General features: G+C 61.6%; 13 protein-coding genes. All 13 read left to right on the forward strand.

Annotated elements, in window-relative coordinates; all coding sequences use genetic code 11:
• The first annotated feature begins 45 nt into the window (after window positions 1-45).
• Genes J2X66_RS00920 through J2X66_RS00980 form a run of 13 tightly spaced genes read left to right on the forward strand, consistent with a single transcriptional unit; the run spans window position 46 to window position 15,285 of the window.
• The gene (locus tag J2X66_RS00920; protein WP_310259696.1) at window positions 46-1,398 is read left to right on the forward strand and encodes a UDP-glucose/GDP-mannose dehydrogenase family protein; all 1,353 of its coding nucleotides are present in this window, start codon (window positions 46-48) and stop codon (window positions 1,396-1,398) included.
• Window positions 1,395-2,453, forward strand: coding sequence for an NAD-dependent epimerase (locus J2X66_RS00925; protein WP_310259699.1), 1,059 nt, complete (start codon window positions 1,395-1,397; stop codon window positions 2,451-2,453). Before J2X66_RS00920 ends, J2X66_RS00925 begins: the two co-directional genes overlap by 4 nt.
• Window positions 2,450-3,196, forward strand: a complete 747-nt coding sequence (locus tag J2X66_RS00930) for a sugar transferase (protein ID WP_310259701.1) — start codon at window positions 2,450-2,452, stop codon at window positions 3,194-3,196. Before J2X66_RS00925 ends, J2X66_RS00930 begins: the two co-directional genes overlap by 4 nt.
• Window positions 3,197-3,844, forward strand: coding sequence for a CpsD/CapB family tyrosine-protein kinase (locus tag J2X66_RS00935; RefSeq protein ID WP_027921356.1), 648 nt, complete (start codon window positions 3,197-3,199; stop codon window positions 3,842-3,844). It abuts the gene before it with no gap.
• Between the two features lie 22 nt (window positions 3,845-3,866).
• Window positions 3,867-4,895, forward strand: a complete 1,029-nt coding sequence (locus J2X66_RS00940) for a polysaccharide biosynthesis/export family protein (RefSeq protein WP_310259705.1) — start codon at window positions 3,867-3,869, stop codon at window positions 4,893-4,895.
• 17 nt (window positions 4,896-4,912) lie between these two features.
• Window positions 4,913-6,505, forward strand: a complete 1,593-nt coding sequence (locus J2X66_RS00945) for a Wzz/FepE/Etk N-terminal domain-containing protein (RefSeq protein ID WP_310259707.1) — start codon at window positions 4,913-4,915, stop codon at window positions 6,503-6,505.
• A complete protein-coding gene (locus J2X66_RS00950; protein WP_310259710.1) occupies window positions 6,502-7,596 on the forward strand; it encodes a glycosyltransferase family 4 protein in 1,095 nt (364 codons plus the stop codon). The genes J2X66_RS00945 and J2X66_RS00950 overlap by 4 nt, the downstream gene beginning before the upstream one ends.
• Window positions 7,593-8,960, forward strand: a complete 1,368-nt coding sequence (locus J2X66_RS00955) for an O-antigen ligase family protein (RefSeq protein ID WP_310259714.1) — start codon at window positions 7,593-7,595, stop codon at window positions 8,958-8,960. The genes J2X66_RS00950 and J2X66_RS00955 overlap by 4 nt, the downstream gene beginning before the upstream one ends.
• The gene (locus tag J2X66_RS00960; RefSeq protein ID WP_310259717.1) at window positions 8,957-9,925 is read left to right on the forward strand and encodes a glycosyltransferase; all 969 of its coding nucleotides are present in this window, start codon (window positions 8,957-8,959) and stop codon (window positions 9,923-9,925) included. The genes J2X66_RS00955 and J2X66_RS00960 overlap by 4 nt, the downstream gene beginning before the upstream one ends.
• Window positions 9,918-11,054, forward strand: coding sequence for a glycosyltransferase (locus J2X66_RS00965; RefSeq protein ID WP_310259719.1), 1,137 nt, complete (start codon window positions 9,918-9,920; stop codon window positions 11,052-11,054). The genes J2X66_RS00960 and J2X66_RS00965 overlap by 8 nt, the downstream gene beginning before the upstream one ends.
• Window positions 11,055-11,066: 12 nt before the next feature.
• On the forward strand, window positions 11,067-12,068 hold the full coding sequence (locus tag J2X66_RS00970; protein ID WP_310259722.1) for a polysaccharide deacetylase family protein: 1,002 nt from the start codon (window positions 11,067-11,069) through the stop codon (window positions 12,066-12,068).
• Window positions 12,065-13,369, forward strand: coding sequence for an oligosaccharide flippase family protein (locus J2X66_RS00975; protein WP_310259725.1), 1,305 nt, complete (start codon window positions 12,065-12,067; stop codon window positions 13,367-13,369). Before J2X66_RS00970 ends, J2X66_RS00975 begins: the two co-directional genes overlap by 4 nt.
• Window positions 13,366-15,285, forward strand: a complete 1,920-nt coding sequence (locus J2X66_RS00980; RefSeq protein ID WP_310259728.1) for a hypothetical protein — start codon at window positions 13,366-13,368, stop codon at window positions 15,283-15,285. Before J2X66_RS00975 ends, J2X66_RS00980 begins: the two co-directional genes overlap by 4 nt.
• Window positions 15,286-15,360: the final 75 nt, after the last annotated feature.

Below are 15,360 nucleotides of genomic sequence, written 5' to 3' on the forward strand. Positions count from 1 at the left end.
CAGTCTTATTTTCGTTATCTCAACCGTCTTACGAGGCACGCCAATATGGACGTGAGCGTATTTGGTACGGGCTATGTTGGCCTGATACAAGCAGCGGCACTGGCCGATGTCGGACATCGCGTCCTGTGTGTCGACATTGATCCAAATAAAATAAAACAACTGCAACAAGCAGTGCCACCGATCAGCGAACCGGGGCTTTCCAGCACGCTGGAAGAGAACATCAAGGCCGGTCGGCTGCTGTTTACCACCCAGGCCAGCGATGCGGTCGAACACGCCGAGCTGATTTTCATCGCCGTGGGTACGCCCGCCGATGAAGACGGTTCTGCCGACCTCAGCCATGTGCTGAGCGTCGCTCGCCAGATCGCCAACCATATGGAGGCCGATCGCACCTTCATCATCAAGTCCACCGTGCCGGTCGGTACCGCGGACCAGGTGGCCGCCACCGCCAACGAAGAACTCAAGCGCCGTGGCAAGAGCGCGCTGAATGTGCGGGTGGTGTCCAACCCGGAGTTCCTCAAGGAAGGCAGCGCCCTGGCCGACTGCATGCGCCCGGACCGGATCATCGTCGGCACGCTCGACGATGAAGCCCGCAGCCAGATGAGCGAACTCTACGCGCCGTTCTGCCGCAACCATGAAAAGCTCATGTTCATGGACAACCGCAGCGCCGAGCTGACCAAGTACGCCGCCAACGCCATGCTCGCCACGCGCATCAGTTTCATGAATGAACTGGCCAACCTCACCGAACTGCTGGGGGCTGACATCGAAGCGGTGCGCCGGGGCATCGGTTCCGACCCGCGCATCGGTTACCACTTTATCTACCCAGGCTGCGGCTTCGGTGGCTCGTGCTTCCCCAAAGACCTGCGCGCCCTGCTGCACACGGCCGAACAAAACGGCATGCCGCTGCGCCTGTTGCGCAGTGTCACCGACGTCAACGACACCCAGCGCCATATTCTCTTCGGCAAGCTCAAGGCACAGTTCCCGAACGGCCTCGCCGGTAAATCCATCGCGATCTGGGGCCTGGCGTTCAAACCCAACACCGATGACATGCGTGAAGCGCCCAGCCGTTACCTGATGGAAGCCCTGTGGGCCGAAGGCGCGACGGTACAGGCCTATGATCCGGAAGCGATGTCCGAGTGCCGGCGTCTCTACGGCTATCGCAAAGACCTGCATTTGTGCGCCACCCGCGACGACACCCTGGAAGATGCCGACGCGCTGGTGATCTGCACCGAGTGGAAGAACTTCCGCGTGGTCGACTTCGACCTGCTGGCGAGCAAATTGCGTTCGCGGGTGATCGTCGACGGTCGTAACCTGTACAACCCGGAGCACGTCGCTGCAGCGGGCTTGCACTACAGCGGTATCGGTTTGCGACACATTGCACCCGAGGCGCCGCGCCCATGAAGATCCTCGTCACCGGAGCGGCCGGTTTTATTGGTGCCCATTGCGTGTTGCGGTTATTGCGCGATGGGCACCAGGTGTTCGGCCTCGATAACTTCAACGATTACTACGACCCGCAACTCAAGCGCGATCGCGTCGATTGGGTGAAGGAGCAGGTCGGCCATTTCCAGCTCGCAACGGTGGACCTGGCCGATACGTCGGCCATCGAAGCCCTGTTCGCCCGTGAAAAACCCGAAGTCGTGATCCACCTCGCCGCCCAGGCCGGGGTGCGTTACTCACTGGAGAATCCTCGGGCCTACCTCGACAGCAATTTGAGTGGCTTCCTCAATATTCTCGAAAGCTGCCGCCGGCACCCGGTTCAACACCTGATCTACGCCTCGTCCAGTTCGGTGTACGGCGCCAACCAGCACACGCCGTACTCAGTCCAGGACGGCGTCAATCACCCGCTCTCGCTGTATGCCGCGACCAAGAAAGCCAATGAACTGATGGCCCACAGCTACAGCCACCTGTTTGGCATTGCCTGCACCGGGCTGCGGTTTTTCACGGTGTACGGGCCATGGGGCCGGCCCGACATGTCGCCGATCCAGTTCGCCCGCGCCATCGCCGAGGGCCAGCCGCTGAAGCTGTTCAACTACGGCCAGCATCAGCGCGACTTCACTTACATCGACGACATCATCGAAAGCATCGCCCGTCTGATCGATCGCCCACCGCAGGCCAACGCTGAATGGGACCGCGAGCAACCGGACCCGGCCAGCAGCATGGCACCGTGGCGCATTTACAACATTGGCGGCCAGCACCCGGTGGAACTCAAGGACTACCTGGCGCTGCTGGAAAAACACCTTGGACAACAGGCCATCGTCGAGTTGCTGCCTTTGCAGCCGGGCGACGTCCTCAATACCTGCGCCGACGCCACTGACCTGGCGCGGGCTACCGGATTTCAGCCTTGTATCGAGCTGGATGAAGGACTCGGGCGTTTCATCGCCTGGTTCCGCGATTACTACCAACTGCCTATCGCCCACGCGCCGCTTGCGGCTGAATTTCAGCGGAGGACTCTATGACTGGACATGAAAAAGGTGTGCCCCTCAAACAAATGCGCAGGGACAAACGCCTCGATCCCGAGCACCGGATTCGCATGGATGCCGCGATTCACATGCAGGGGCGTGGCTGGATGACTGGCCGTGACGGCGGTCGACCCTGGACGTTGTCACGCACCAACCGGGTGGTCGCCTGCCTCGGTGCGTTGATGATTCTGGTGTTGATTTCGCCGGTGCTGCTGGGCCTGGCGCTGGCGATCAAGTTGAGCAGCCCGGGGCCGGTGATGTTCGTGCAGAAACGCACCGGCTACCGCGGTCGTGCCTTCGGCATGTACAAATTCCGCACCATGGTGGCCAACGCCGAGGAGCTCAAGGAGTCCCTGCGGCACCTGAACAAACACGGCGCCGACGCCATCGACTTCAAGATCGACAAGGACCCGCGCATCACCGGCATCGGCGGTTTCCTGCGGCGCAGCAGCCTGGATGAACTGCCGAACCTGTTCAATGTAGTAACTGGCGACATGCGCCTGGTGGGCCCACGGCCTACTTCGTTCAACGCCTACCGCTACAAGGATAACCACCTTGCACGCCTGAGCATCTACCCCGGCATGACCGGCCTGTGGCAGATCTCCGGGCGCAGCAATATCGACTTCGACCAGCGCGTTGAGTTGGATCTCAGCTATATCGCCGAGCAGAGCCTCTTGCTTGATCTGAAGATCCTGTTGAAAACCCCCTTCAAAGTATTCAGCGGCCACGGAGCGAGTTAAATGGACGGTTCATCAACCAAAAGCCTGAGCATCGCCAACCCGAGCGAGTCCAACCTGACTTCGACCGTGCTGGATCAAGATCTGCGGATCCTACTGCTGACCGCCGCCAACCCCGGTGCGGGCACCACCACCAGCGCGCTGGCACTGGCCAGTCAACTGGCCCAGATGAGCAGCGGCCAAGTGCTGCTGGTCGACGCCAGCCAGTCCTCGAACAACCTCACCCAGCAACTGGGGTTGACCAAGGAACGCGGCTTTCGCGACTTGATGTTCAACAACCAGAGCCCGCCGATGCTGCAGGACTGTGTGGTGAACGTCGCCAGCCTGCCCTTCGACATTTTGCCCAACGGCCGTTATGCCCGCGGCAATGAACACCTGACTGCCGAAAGCATGAGCCCGTTGCTCGATCAGCTCGGCAGCCAGTATCGCTTTGTGGTGATCGACGCCGACGCGGTGTATTCGGCCGCCGACACCCTGGTCATCAGCACGCAGGTGGACGGCGTGATCATGGTCGTGCGCGCGGAAGACACCCGCTGGGAAGTGGCACAAGCCGCGGTCCAGCGCCTGACCCAGGCCGGCGCGAAAATGGTCGGCAGCGTGTTCAACCGTCGCAAGTACTACATGCCGAAATGGCTGTACAAAAACCTGTAAGCACCCAGAAAAGGATGACGCCATGAACGCCAGAATGCTTGTCCTGCTGTTGCTGCCGCTTGCAGGTTGCACCAGCAATTCGACCGAAACCCAAATGCCGGTACAGATCCTCACGGCCTCTCCGGCCAACGCCCAGGCCACCGACATGCCCAAGGTCGAACAGACCTTGCGGCCACAGGACGTGCTGGACGTGATCTTCCACATCAGCACCAGCGGCTCGGACGCCTACCGCATCCAGTCCGGTGACCAGATCGGCCTGAACTTCACCGCCGCCAGCCAGCTCAACGGCAATCAACTGGTGTTGCCTGACGGCACCATCGAACTGCCAGGCGCCAACACCTCGGTGAAGATCGCCGGGCTGTCGAGCGAGCAGGCGCGTGAGGAAATCCAGCGGGCCTATCAGCGCAAACAGTTGTTCCAGCCCAACCGCAACCAGTTGACCGTGCAAGTGATCAGCCCGCTGAGCAACGAATCCAACCTCAAAAGTGCCCTGAACCACCCCGCGACCGGCATGAGCCGGGAGATCACCGTGGGCACCGACGGTTATGCCAGCTTCCCGGAAATCGGCGCCGTGCCACTGCAAGGCATGACCGTCAATCAACTGGAAACCTTTCTCAACAAACGCTACGCCGATCTGCCAGGACGGATGACCGTCGACGTGCTGCTCAAGTCCACCGCCGGCAACGAAATCTATGTGCTGGGCGAAGTCGGCCAACCGGGTTCCTACCCGATTCGCCGGCCGGTCTCGGTGCTTGAAGCGCTGACCCTGGCGCGTGGCAGCAATGCCAAGGCGCAGCTCGATTCGGTGGTGATCATGCGCCGCAACGGCAATCAGGTTAAGGCCGTGCGTTATGACGTGGAAAAAGCCCTGGCCGGCGACGCCTCGCAAATCGCCTACCTGCAACCCGACGACATGCTGTACGTGCCCAAGACCAAACTGGCCAGCGCCGGTGAGCTCGCGCGGCAACTGGCAGACGTCGTGTTGTTCCAGGGTGTGGGCTTCAGCTTCGGCTACCGCGTCGACAACAAAGACAGCAATAACAACAACTGACTCTCAGGTGACCTGACATGAATCCAAAGGAAAACTACCTGCACGAGTTCTTCAGGATCTTCTTCGCCAACAAGCAGTTGGTGAAGCGCGTATTCCTGGTCTTTGCAGTGATCGCCCTGGTCTTGCCGCTGGTGCTCAAACAGAGCTTCGACATCACCGCGCAAGTCATCGTGCAGTCGAAAAAACTCTCCCAGGGTGACGCCACCACGTCACTGACCGTGGACAACGCCACCTTCATTCCACCCTCGCTGGCGGACATGGAAACCGAGAGCAATATCCTGCGCTCCCCGGCCCTGATCCGGCAGACCATCAGCGAGTTGCGCGACAAGGGCGAGTACACCCCGGCCCCCGGCGTGTTCAATACACTGGTGCTGCAACCGATCAAACGCTTCATCACCTCGCCACTGCGTGAGTACGTGATCAACCCGGTGAAAACCGCGTTGGGCATGGAAACCGATCCGGTGCGCGACACCACGCTGGATACGTTGACCCAGGAAGCCATCGACAAACTGAAGATTGAAACCCTGCCGGGGTCCAACGTGATCTCGATCATCTACAGCTTCGGTGATCCGCATCAAGGCACGCAGTTTGTCGCGGCCTTGCTGCAAAACTACCTGGCCAGCCGTCAGGAACTGCAATCGATCGACCTGCCACAAACCTTCTACGAAACCAAGAAGCACCAATATCAGGTGCGCCTTGATGGCCTGGAAGGCACCCGACTGGCGTTGCTCGAAGGCGTCGGCTCGTCCGATCCGAAGGAAGAAATCACCTTCCGCCTCAATGCGATCAACACCGAGGAGCAAGCGCTCAACCTGTATCAGGACCGCCGCCTGCAAAGCCAACGCTGGCTCGACTATCTGAAAACCAGCCTGGCCGCCGCCAGCAATAACAAGCTCAACGACTACACCTTCCCCTACACCTTCACCACTACCGTGGATAACGTGGCGTTTGAAGATCGCGAGATCAAACAAATGGGTGAGGCACTGACCAATCAGGTCAGCCGCTACATGAACGACCTGGCGATCTTCCAGCCCAACAGTGAACCGATGCTGCTGACCCGTGAGCAGATCAGTCGCACCCGGCAGCAGTTTTTGAAAGTGGTGAGCAACCGGATTCAGGAACGCACCAACGACCTGGCAATTGTCAGCTCGGTGATCGACCAGAAGACCGCGCGCATTGCCGAGTTCAAGAACCGCATCCACCAGTTGCAGGAAACCCAGAGCAAACTGCGGCAGATGGACACCGAGATCGATGCCTTGCACGCCGCGTTCTCGACCTACGCCCAACGCTTTGCCGAAAGCAGCACCGCTCGTTCGCTGGACAACGACCTGTCCAACGCCCGTGTCCTGAGCCCACCATACGAACCGACCGAAGCGGCGTTTCCCAAGCCGTTCCTGATCATCCCGTTCGGCTTGCTCACCGGCCTGCTGCTGGCGATTGCCCTGGTCTACGTGCGTGAGTTCTTCGATCACCGCTTCAAGGCGCCTGCGCAAATCACCCACGAACTGGGCTTGCCGGTGCTGTTGGTGATCAACGATCAAAGCGTGGAGCCGATCAACCCACACAAGAACTGGTCCGTGCCACGCCTCGTGCATTGGGTGCGCAATTGAACGCGCCGCTCAACCCTGCCACCGCCCTGCCGATCATTCATTTGCTCAGCAGCGGTGGGTTCTATGGGGCTGAGCGGATGCTGCTCGACCACTGCCTGGCGACGCCGGGGCAGCACCAGGTGCTGTTTCTCGATGCGCCGCCAGCATTGATCGCCCGGTTTCGCGAGGCCGGGGTGGATTGCCGTGGTTGCGCCGGGCTGGGGGAGTTGCTCGCGCATTTACGTCAGCGCCGTGGGGAAAAACCGCTGATCAATACGCACAATTTCAAAGGCCTGTTGTTTGGCTGGGTCGGCGCGACGTTGTTGCGTGTGCCGCTGGTGATCACCCAGCACGGGTTCACCCCGCGCAGCCGCAAGCAGAAGTTCTACACCTGGCTGAGCCTGCAACTGTGCCGCACGGCTTCGGTGAATCGCGTGGTTTGCGTCGCCGAAAGCATCGCCACGCTGTGCCGACAGGCCAGTGTGCGGGCCGACAAGTTGCAGGTGATTCCCAATGGTTTGCCCGCCGCTGCCACGTTGTTGTCGCCCAACACTGATCGTCAGCGTTGGCTGGCCGGATACGTCGGGCGCCTGAGCAGTGAAAAAGGCCCGGACCTGTTTCTCGACGCGCTGATCCCGTTGTGTCAGCAACACCCGCAACTGGACGCCGTGATGCTCGGCGACGGTCCGGAACGGGAAACGCTGCTGGCACGGATCAACACCGCCGGTTTGCAAACGCGCATCACCTTGCCGGGTTATCAGACCGACATGGGGCGGTGGTGGCGCCAACTCGATGCGCTGGTGATCAGCTCGCGCACCGAAGGCACGCCGATGATTCTGCTTGAAGCGATGCAGGCCGGCGTGCCGGTGGTGGCGTTTGGCGTCGGCGGTATTCCCGATGTGCTGCAAGACCGGCACAACGGCTTGCTGGCAACCCCCGCCGACAGTGCCGCCCTCGCCCGCCAGATCGACACCTTGCTGATGGAACCGGCACTGGTTGCGCAATTGATCGACAACGCAAAACGTACCCAACTGGATCGTTACGACCTCAAGGCCCTGGCCGAACGCTGGTCGCAGCTTTATATCCGTACTGCACGGGAGGCACGCGCGTGATATTTCCGCTCTCGATCGTCAGTCTGCTCGGCCTGGTCTGCCTCGGTTTGCTGGCCAGTCCTTATCCTTTTCTGGCGCCGGGAGCGGTGCTGGGTCTGGTCGGTGTTGCATTGCTGTACCGCAAACCCACGTGGGGTCTGATCGGCATCGCGGCGCTGGTGCCGTTCGAAGGGTTCTTCAAGGACAGTTCGCTGTCGGGCACCAAGTTCCTCGGGGCTTCGCTGGCGGTGATCCTGATGCTGCAACTGGCCCTGCGGCAGATTCCTTCCGAGCGCTTGCGCAGTAATACCTGGCGCTACCTGATCTGGTTTCTGGTGCTGTACCTGCTCAGCCTGCTCAACACCGATGACATGGGCATGTCGTTGGGGCATCTGCGCGAGTTGAGTGTCGGCCTGATCCTGTTTGTAATTACCCTGCTGATTGGCCGCGAATTGAACCTGGACCTGTTCGCCAAACTGGTCACCGCCAGTGTCACGATGACCTGCGTGCTGGCGATGTTCTCCAGCAAATATCAGGACCAGGGACGCGCCGCCGGGTTGCTCGAAGACCCGAACGCCTTCGCCATGCTGATCGCCTTCGCCGTGCCGCTCGGCCTGTGGCTGGTGATCCGCAGCCCGAACCTGTTACATCGTCTGGTCTGGGGCGGTTGCTGCCTGCTGTTGCTCGGTGGCATGACCAAGACCGAATCGCGCTCCGGGCTGGTGGTGTTGTTTCTCAGCCTGATGATTGGAGCCTGGCACTACCGCACCGAGTTGACGCGTATCCGCCCACGGCACCTGGGGTTTGCCATGCTCGCCGTGGTGATCGTGATTCCCCTGGCCATTTATGCGATGCCCGCCGGTTACGTCGCCCGCATCCAGTCCCTGAGTATCTTGAGCGCAGGGGCCAAGAGTCAGGACGAATCCCTCGGCCGCCGTGCCTCGTACATCGTGGTCGGCAGCGCGATGATCCGCGAGAACCCGCTGCTCGGCTCCGGCCCCGGCACCTTCCCGCTGCACTACGCCACCACCGGTTACGCCAAGGCGTTTTCGGCCAACCGCAAAATCGGCGACCTGTACCGCCGCGCCCACAACACCTACCTGGAAATCTTCAGTGAACTGGGGATTCCCGCCGGCCTGTTGTTCGTCGGCATGCTCGCCCTCGGCTTGTACAACCTGATCCGCGCCCGGCGCATCTGGATGCAGCGAGCCAACCGGGAGCAAGCGGACTTGATGACGCACCTGGCAATGAGTTTTCTGTCGTTGACCCTGTTCCTGATGTTCCTCAGTGCGCCGAACCAGAAGTACGTGTGGATCATGCTCGCCCTGACCAGCGTACTGCGTGTGAAAGCCGAAGAAAGCCCGCCACGGGAGGCCAAGGCATGAGCCGAATCAGCATTGTGATTCCGATGTACAACGAAGCGCGCCACATCGCCCGCACCTTGCTCGCAGCGCAAAAAGCCGCCCACGCGGCCGGCCTCGATTGCGAGCTGATCGTGGTCGACAACGGCTCGCAGGATGAAGGCCCACAGATTGCCCGGCAGTTCGGTGCGCAGGTGCTGATGCAGCCAGGAATCCTGATCGGCGCCCTGCGCAATCGCGGCACAGCCATCGCCACCGGTGAGTGGCTGGCGTTTATCGACGCCGACGTGGAGATGCCCGAAGACTGGCTGACAAAACTCATCGCTCTGGAAAGCAAGGGGCAGGCCGATGTGTTCGGCCTGGATTTGCACACCCCGGCCGCAGCACCGTGGTACGCCACGGCCTGGCAACGTCGGACATTGCGCCCTGCGACGCAGAGCCTGCGCAAGGTGGATTGGCTGCCCAGTTCCAACCTGTTGATGCGTCGCAGCTGGTTCGACAAGGTCGATGGCTTCAGCGAAAGCCTGCGCACCGGCGAGGACAAGGATTTCACCCTGCGCTTGCACGAGGCCGGCGCGCGGATCCTCGCGGTCAATGAATGCGTGGCCCTGCATTGGGGTTATGAAATGAATTGGCGCGAATGGATGGGCAAGGAAATGTGGCGCCAGAGCAGCCACGTGCAACTGCTTCGCACCCATGGCGCGAGCCTGCGACTGCTGCGCTTTCCGCTGTTGTCGCTGGGGGCCTGGTTCCTCGATTTGCTGGCGATCTCTGCCCTGTGCGACGGCTTCCCGCATCACGCCGCGGTCATGGTGGGCATCACCACCGTGCCGGCGCTGATCATGAGCCTGCGCCAGAGCCGCAAACACCGCGACGTCGGCCTGACCCTGCAACTCTGGGGCCTGCACTGGGTGCGCCTGCACCTGGCCGGAGCAGCGCTCGTTCTCAGCCTGTGTCATTGGAATGCCAGGAGGCCCGCCCGTGGCTGAATTCATTTTCTGGTTGTGCCTGCTGCTCCCGGTTTACGCCTACCTCGGTTATCCCTTGTTGCTGACGCTGCTGTCGCCCATGTTCGCGGCGCGGCGTCATGGCGCGCCGGAGCCGATGAGCGTGAGCGTAGTGATTGCCGCGCATAACGAAGCGCGGCACATCGAACACAAGTTGCGCACCCTGCTCGCCCAGGATTATCAGCCGGCCTCGCTGCAGATCATTCTGGCCAGCGACGGTTCGACCGATGACACCGTGGCCTGCGCGCGCAATGTGATTGACCCGCGCATCACCGTGCTCGACCTGCCGCGCCAGGGCAAAGCCGCGACCCTGAATGCCGGCGTGGCGCTGAGCAACGGCGACATTCTGGTGTTCACCGACGCCGACAACCAATGGTCGCGCGACACCCTCGGCCATTTGCTCGCGCCGTTGAGCGATCCGCAGGTCGGCGCCTGTGCCGGGCACATGGTGATCCCCGTGACGGGCGGTGGCCTGAGCGTCGGCGACAGCCTGTATCGGCATTACGAAGGCTGGCTGCGCCGGGTCGAGAATCGCACCGGGTGCATGGTTTCCGCTGACGGCGCGTTGCTGGCTTTGCGTCGCGAGCTGTTCCAGAACGTGCCGGCGGAGGTCAACGACGACTTCTTCATCAGTACCTGCGCGCCGGTCGCGTTCAAACGCATCGTCTATGTGCCGGAGGCGCAAGTGATCGACCAGGGCGTCGATGAGGCCGACAAGCAATTCCGTCGCCGCCAGCGTGTCACCGTCGGCGGCCTGCAAAGCCTGGCGCAGCGCAGCGAGCTGCTCAATCCGCTCAAGCATGGCCTGTATTCGATTGCCTTGATCAGCCACAAGCTGATCCGGCGTCTGGCACCGATCCTGTTGTTGCCGTTGCTGCTGAGCAATTTCTGGCTATGGGACGACCACGGTTTTTATCGCCTGAGTCTGATCGCGCAACTGATCGGTTATGCCATTGCCATCGCCGGTCTGCTGGATTCGCAACACCGCTTGCCCAAGCCCTTTCGCCTCGCCGCGTACCTGCTGGTGACGCTGGCCGGTATGAGCATCGGCCTGTGGCAGTTCCTGCGCGGCCAACGGTACGCCCAGTGGAACCCCGAACAGAATCGTTGAAAGGATTGAGCCATGGCGATCAAACAACTCTTAAAGCGCACCAGTGGTTGGCTCTACCTCAACTCGCCGGTCGGACGTCATCAGCTGCAAGGCGCCGGGGTGATTTTGATGCTGCACCGGGTGCTGGCCGACGATCAGGCCGCCGCCCTGCCCCACCGCAATGAATTGTGCGTCGGGCCCAAGGCGTTCGAGCACTTGCTGGCGTGGCTGAAAAAACATTTTGACTGCGTGCCGTTGATGGAGATTCTGCACCCGGGAAAAGTCCGCTCGGACCGGCCGAAAATCACCCTGACCTTCGATGACGGCTGGCGTGACAATGCGGTGAATGCCTACCCGCTGCTGCAAAAATACCAGGTGCCGGCGAGTATTTTCCTCTCCACCGACTTCATCGGCAGCCGTCAGCGGTTCTGGTGGGAAAGCATCGGTGAAACCTTGTGGGGCAGCCACGGTGAACCCGCCCGAGTGCGCTTGATCGAGTCTCTGCAACAGGCCGGCCGGCCCTTGCCGGTGCCGTTCGCAGAGCTGAATGAGGAACGCCGCAGCCTGGCGTTGCTGCATTTTCTGCAAAGCCTGAAAAGCCTGAGCCCGATGACGTTGAACCAACTGACCGATGCCTGCCCGGACGAGTCGTTGCCCCAGGCGCTGGACTGGCATCAGGTGCGTTCGCTGGAAGCTTCCGGGTTGGTGCGTTTCGGCCCGCACGGTGCCAGTCACGCAATCCTTACCGGCCTCGACGATCAACGCTTGCACGAAGAGCTGAGCCGCAGCCGCGATGCCCTGCAACACGGTTGCAACCGGCCGTTGCCGGTCTATTGCTACCCCAACGGCGACAACGATGCGCGCGTGCGCGATCAGGTCGCCTTGCATGACTTCCCGTTTGCATTGGGCACCGGCACCGGGATTTATCGCGGCAGCGAAGACCCGTTGAACCTGCCGCGTTTCGGCGTCAGCCAACGCGTGGCGCGCAATCCACAACTGCTGTCATGGCGTTTGTATCGCGGGGCCCGCCCATGAGCCGTAGTCATTACCTCAAGCACCTCGCCCTGAGCATGGGCACCAAACTGGCGATGATTGCGCTGCGCTTGCTGCGCAACGTGTTACTGGCGCGAATTCTCGGCCCCAGCGAGCGCGGTTTGTTTGCCCTGCTCAGCACCCTGCCCGACCTGATCAGCGCCGCCACCAGCGGCGGGCTGAACTCGGCGGTCGGGTATCAAGCGGCCAAGCAGCGGCCGATGGGTCTGTTGCTAAGCCAAGTGTTGGTGTTCGGCTGTCTGCTGGCGGCAATGTTGACCTTGCTGGTGGTGGCGCTGGTGCGCGAATTCGGCAGCGAACTCGACATCACCACGCAACTGGGCCTGCTCGCCTGGCTGCTGTTGCTGGCGGTGCCGTTGACCGTGCTCAAAAGCGGGTTGCTGACACTGCACAACGCCTCGGGCGGCGTGGTCGCGTTCAACGCCTTGCGCCTGGTGGAATCCCTGGCGCCGCTGTTGCTGTTCCTCGCACTGTTCTGGATGTGGAAAGAATCGGCCCTGGAAGCTGCGCTGATCAGTTGGCTGGCGGGGATCAGCCTGGTGGTGCTGGCGGGGTGGGTCTGGCTCAAACGTGATCAGCCGCTGAAGTTGCAATGGGACCGCGCCAGCCAGAACGAACTGCTGCGCTACAGCGCTCGCAGCCATCCGGACCTGTTGTTCCAGCAAGTGATCCTGCGTTCCGATTACCTGTTCATCGGCGCCCTGCTCGGCAGTACCGCGCTCGGTCATTACGCCATGGCCAGCGCCGCCGCCGAGTTGCTGCTGATCGTGCCGGAAGCGGTCACCACGCCGCTGATGAAACGCCTGCTGCAACAGGAGGAAGGCATCGACAAGGTCACGCCGCTGGCGCTGCGCCTGACCGCGACGGTGATGCTCGGCGCCTGCCTGACCATGGCGGTGATCGGTGAATGGCTGATCGTCACGCTGTTCGGTGCGGCGTATCAACCGGCGTATCCGGCGTTGCTGGCATTGCTGCCGGGCCTGCTCGGCCTTTGCTATGCAAGCATCCTGCGCCTCGATCTGCTGGGCAAAAACCGCCCCGGCACCATTTCATTGTTGATGGGCCTCGGCGCCCTGCTGAATCTGGCGCTGAATCTGGTCATGATCCCGGCGTACGGCATCGTCGGCGCGGCAGCCGCATCGTCCATCGCTTATTTGGCGGTGACCATCGCGCTGCTGGTCATGTACTGCCGCTTGAGCGGTGTGTCGGTCTGGCAAACCCTGATCATTCTGCCCAGCGACGTGGCACCTATGCTGCTGATGTTGCAACGGAAATCGGCATGAGGTATTTCGCGCTGCTGATGAGCCTGGGTCTTTCCTTCGACGCCTACGCCGGGCCGATGCGCTGGGCGGACATTCGCGACGGCAGCCTGTACCTGCAACCGGAGCGTCCCGACACGCTGACGGTGCGCTGGACTCCGGCGTGGCAAGCGGATGCCAACGAAGAACAGCTGTACCTGCTCGACGGCAAAGGCAAGCTTCAGGCTGAACGCAAGATTGCCGCCAGTGAATTGAGCGGCACCCAGAGCTGGCCGTTGGCGCCGAATGCGGCCAGCTATCAACTGGAGATTGCGGGTTACAGCTTTCGCCGCTACAAGGTTGAACACGACGACAGTACCGTGGCGCTGTTCGCCCCGGCCAAGGTGCATTTCAGCGCCGAAACCCATGACGGCGACGAGTTGTTTTTCAAGGTCGCGCCAGGTGAACACGCGGTGCTGGCCGGTAAGTTCCACGGCGGCGTCAGCGTCCTGCAAGCGCAACGGGTGGGCGACGGCAAACAGGTGTCGGTGGCGCTAAAACCTTATCGGGCCTATTGGCAGTTCGACCAGGTCGAGTTACCGGTCACCTCAAACGAACAAGTGTGGCGCCTGCGCCTGCAAGGCAGCGGCAAAGTCGCGTTCTGGCTCGACGGCACCGCCAACCTGTTCGCGCAGGACCCGCAGCAGCTCAAACCGTTGCGCGAAGACGCAGGTGATGTGCACCTGACGCTGGGCAAAGACGTGCTCGGCCCGACACCAAACCTCGGCATCGCCCTGCCCTACGTGATGCCGCCGCCCTCCAGTTATGCGGTACTCGATGCGCTCAAGCCGCAAGCCGGCGCTTACTACACCTTTGTCGACGTCACCGCGAAAAAGCCGCAGTACGAAGATGCGTTCCGCCAGGTGTATCAGGACCGCTTCGGCATTTATCAGGACATCACGCTGTTGGCCGGCAGCCAGCGCCAGGCAGATTTGCGCGCCGACACCATGAGCAACGCGGGGCTCGACGCCTGGCTCGCCTCGACCCGCGCCCTCGGTGGCAAGGGCACGCACTACATCGGTTTTGCCGATGAACCCAATCTCAATTATTCGAGCTACGCCCAGTACCAAAGCATCTTCAACAGCATGGCCCGGCAAGTGCGCAGCAACCCGGACAATGCCAAGGCCGGTGTGCGTATCGCCATGCCGGCCAGCTCACGGTTGGTCAATGGCCCGTTTGCCGACAACGCCGCCGACAAACGCGGGATCGATTGGGCTCGGCGTTTGCTGGCGGAATCGGGCGATAACGTCGATGCCCTCGCTTGGCACGAATGGATGATTCGTGACTTGCTGGCGACCCGGGTCTACCGTGACAGCGTGCGCCGCGCCGCCGATCTGGTTGGCCTCGATGGCAAGGGCCGGCCACGCAAAGCCCTGTTGCTGGACCAGACCAACATGTCCAGCGGCTCCAGCCTGAGCCCCTACGATCAAGACACCCATTTCGCCTCGCTGTGGTGGGCGTCCGTGGTCATCAACTCGTCCCAGGACGGTTTGCTGGAAATGCTCAACTGGTTCCAGGCCGCCGATGAACCGAACTATCCCAAGGGCATGTTGAAAGTCCTCGGCGACGATCACTTCGAATTGAAACCGGTGGGCTTTGCCCAACAGTTCATTCAGCAACACTGGCTCGCCAGCGTGATACGGCTGGAGAACACCGCCTTTGAAGTCGATGCACTGGCCATGGCCACTGACGATCAACGCAGCCTGTTGGGGGTCAACAAAGGCAAGCGTTTGCAGCATGTGAGCCTGACTGGCACCACTTGCCCGCAGCTCAAAGGCTCATTGCGTTACTTCGGCGCGGACAACCGCAGCCGTGATGCGCCTTTCAACTGCCAGAACGGGCGCGTCAGCTTCGACTTGCCAGGGGAAACCCTGTTCGCTCTGAGCTGGAGCGCCTCATGAACATCCTGGATTGCTTTGTCGCGCCGGCCCTCGCCGCGCGATGCATTACTCCCAACACGGCCAACACCGTCAGGA

The sequence above is a fragment of the Pseudomonas sp. 3296 genome, from assembly GCF_031456615.1.
Classification (GTDB): Bacteria; Pseudomonadota; Gammaproteobacteria; order Pseudomonadales; family Pseudomonadaceae; genus Aquipseudomonas; species Aquipseudomonas mucoides.

Excerpts from the sequence above, each read along its gene's own strand:
- J2X66_RS00920 (WP_310259696.1), top strand. The coding sequence starts at position 46 with ATGGACGTGAGCGTATTTGGTACGGGCTATGTTGGCCTGATACAAGCA.
- J2X66_RS00925 (WP_310259699.1), top strand. The coding sequence starts at position 1,395 with ATGAAGATCCTCGTCACCGGAGCGGCCGGTTTTATTGGTGCCCATTGC.
- J2X66_RS00930 (WP_310259701.1), top strand. The coding sequence starts at position 2,450 with ATGACTGGACATGAAAAAGGTGTGCCCCTCAAACAAATGCGCAGGGAC.
- J2X66_RS00935 (WP_027921356.1), top strand. The coding sequence starts at position 3,197 with ATGGACGGTTCATCAACCAAAAGCCTGAGCATCGCCAACCCGAGCGAG.
- J2X66_RS00940 (WP_310259705.1), top strand. The coding sequence starts at position 3,867 with ATGAACGCCAGAATGCTTGTCCTGCTGTTGCTGCCGCTTGCAGGTTGC.
- J2X66_RS00945 (WP_310259707.1), top strand. The coding sequence starts at position 4,913 with ATGAATCCAAAGGAAAACTACCTGCACGAGTTCTTCAGGATCTTCTTC.
- J2X66_RS00960 (WP_310259717.1), top strand. The coding sequence starts at position 8,957 with ATGAGCCGAATCAGCATTGTGATTCCGATGTACAACGAAGCGCGCCAC.
- J2X66_RS00970 (WP_310259722.1), top strand. The coding sequence starts at position 11,067 with ATGGCGATCAAACAACTCTTAAAGCGCACCAGTGGTTGGCTCTACCTC.
- J2X66_RS00975 (WP_310259725.1), top strand. The coding sequence starts at position 12,065 with ATGAGCCGTAGTCATTACCTCAAGCACCTCGCCCTGAGCATGGGCACC.
- J2X66_RS00980 (WP_310259728.1), top strand. The coding sequence starts at position 13,366 with ATGAGGTATTTCGCGCTGCTGATGAGCCTGGGTCTTTCCTTCGACGCC.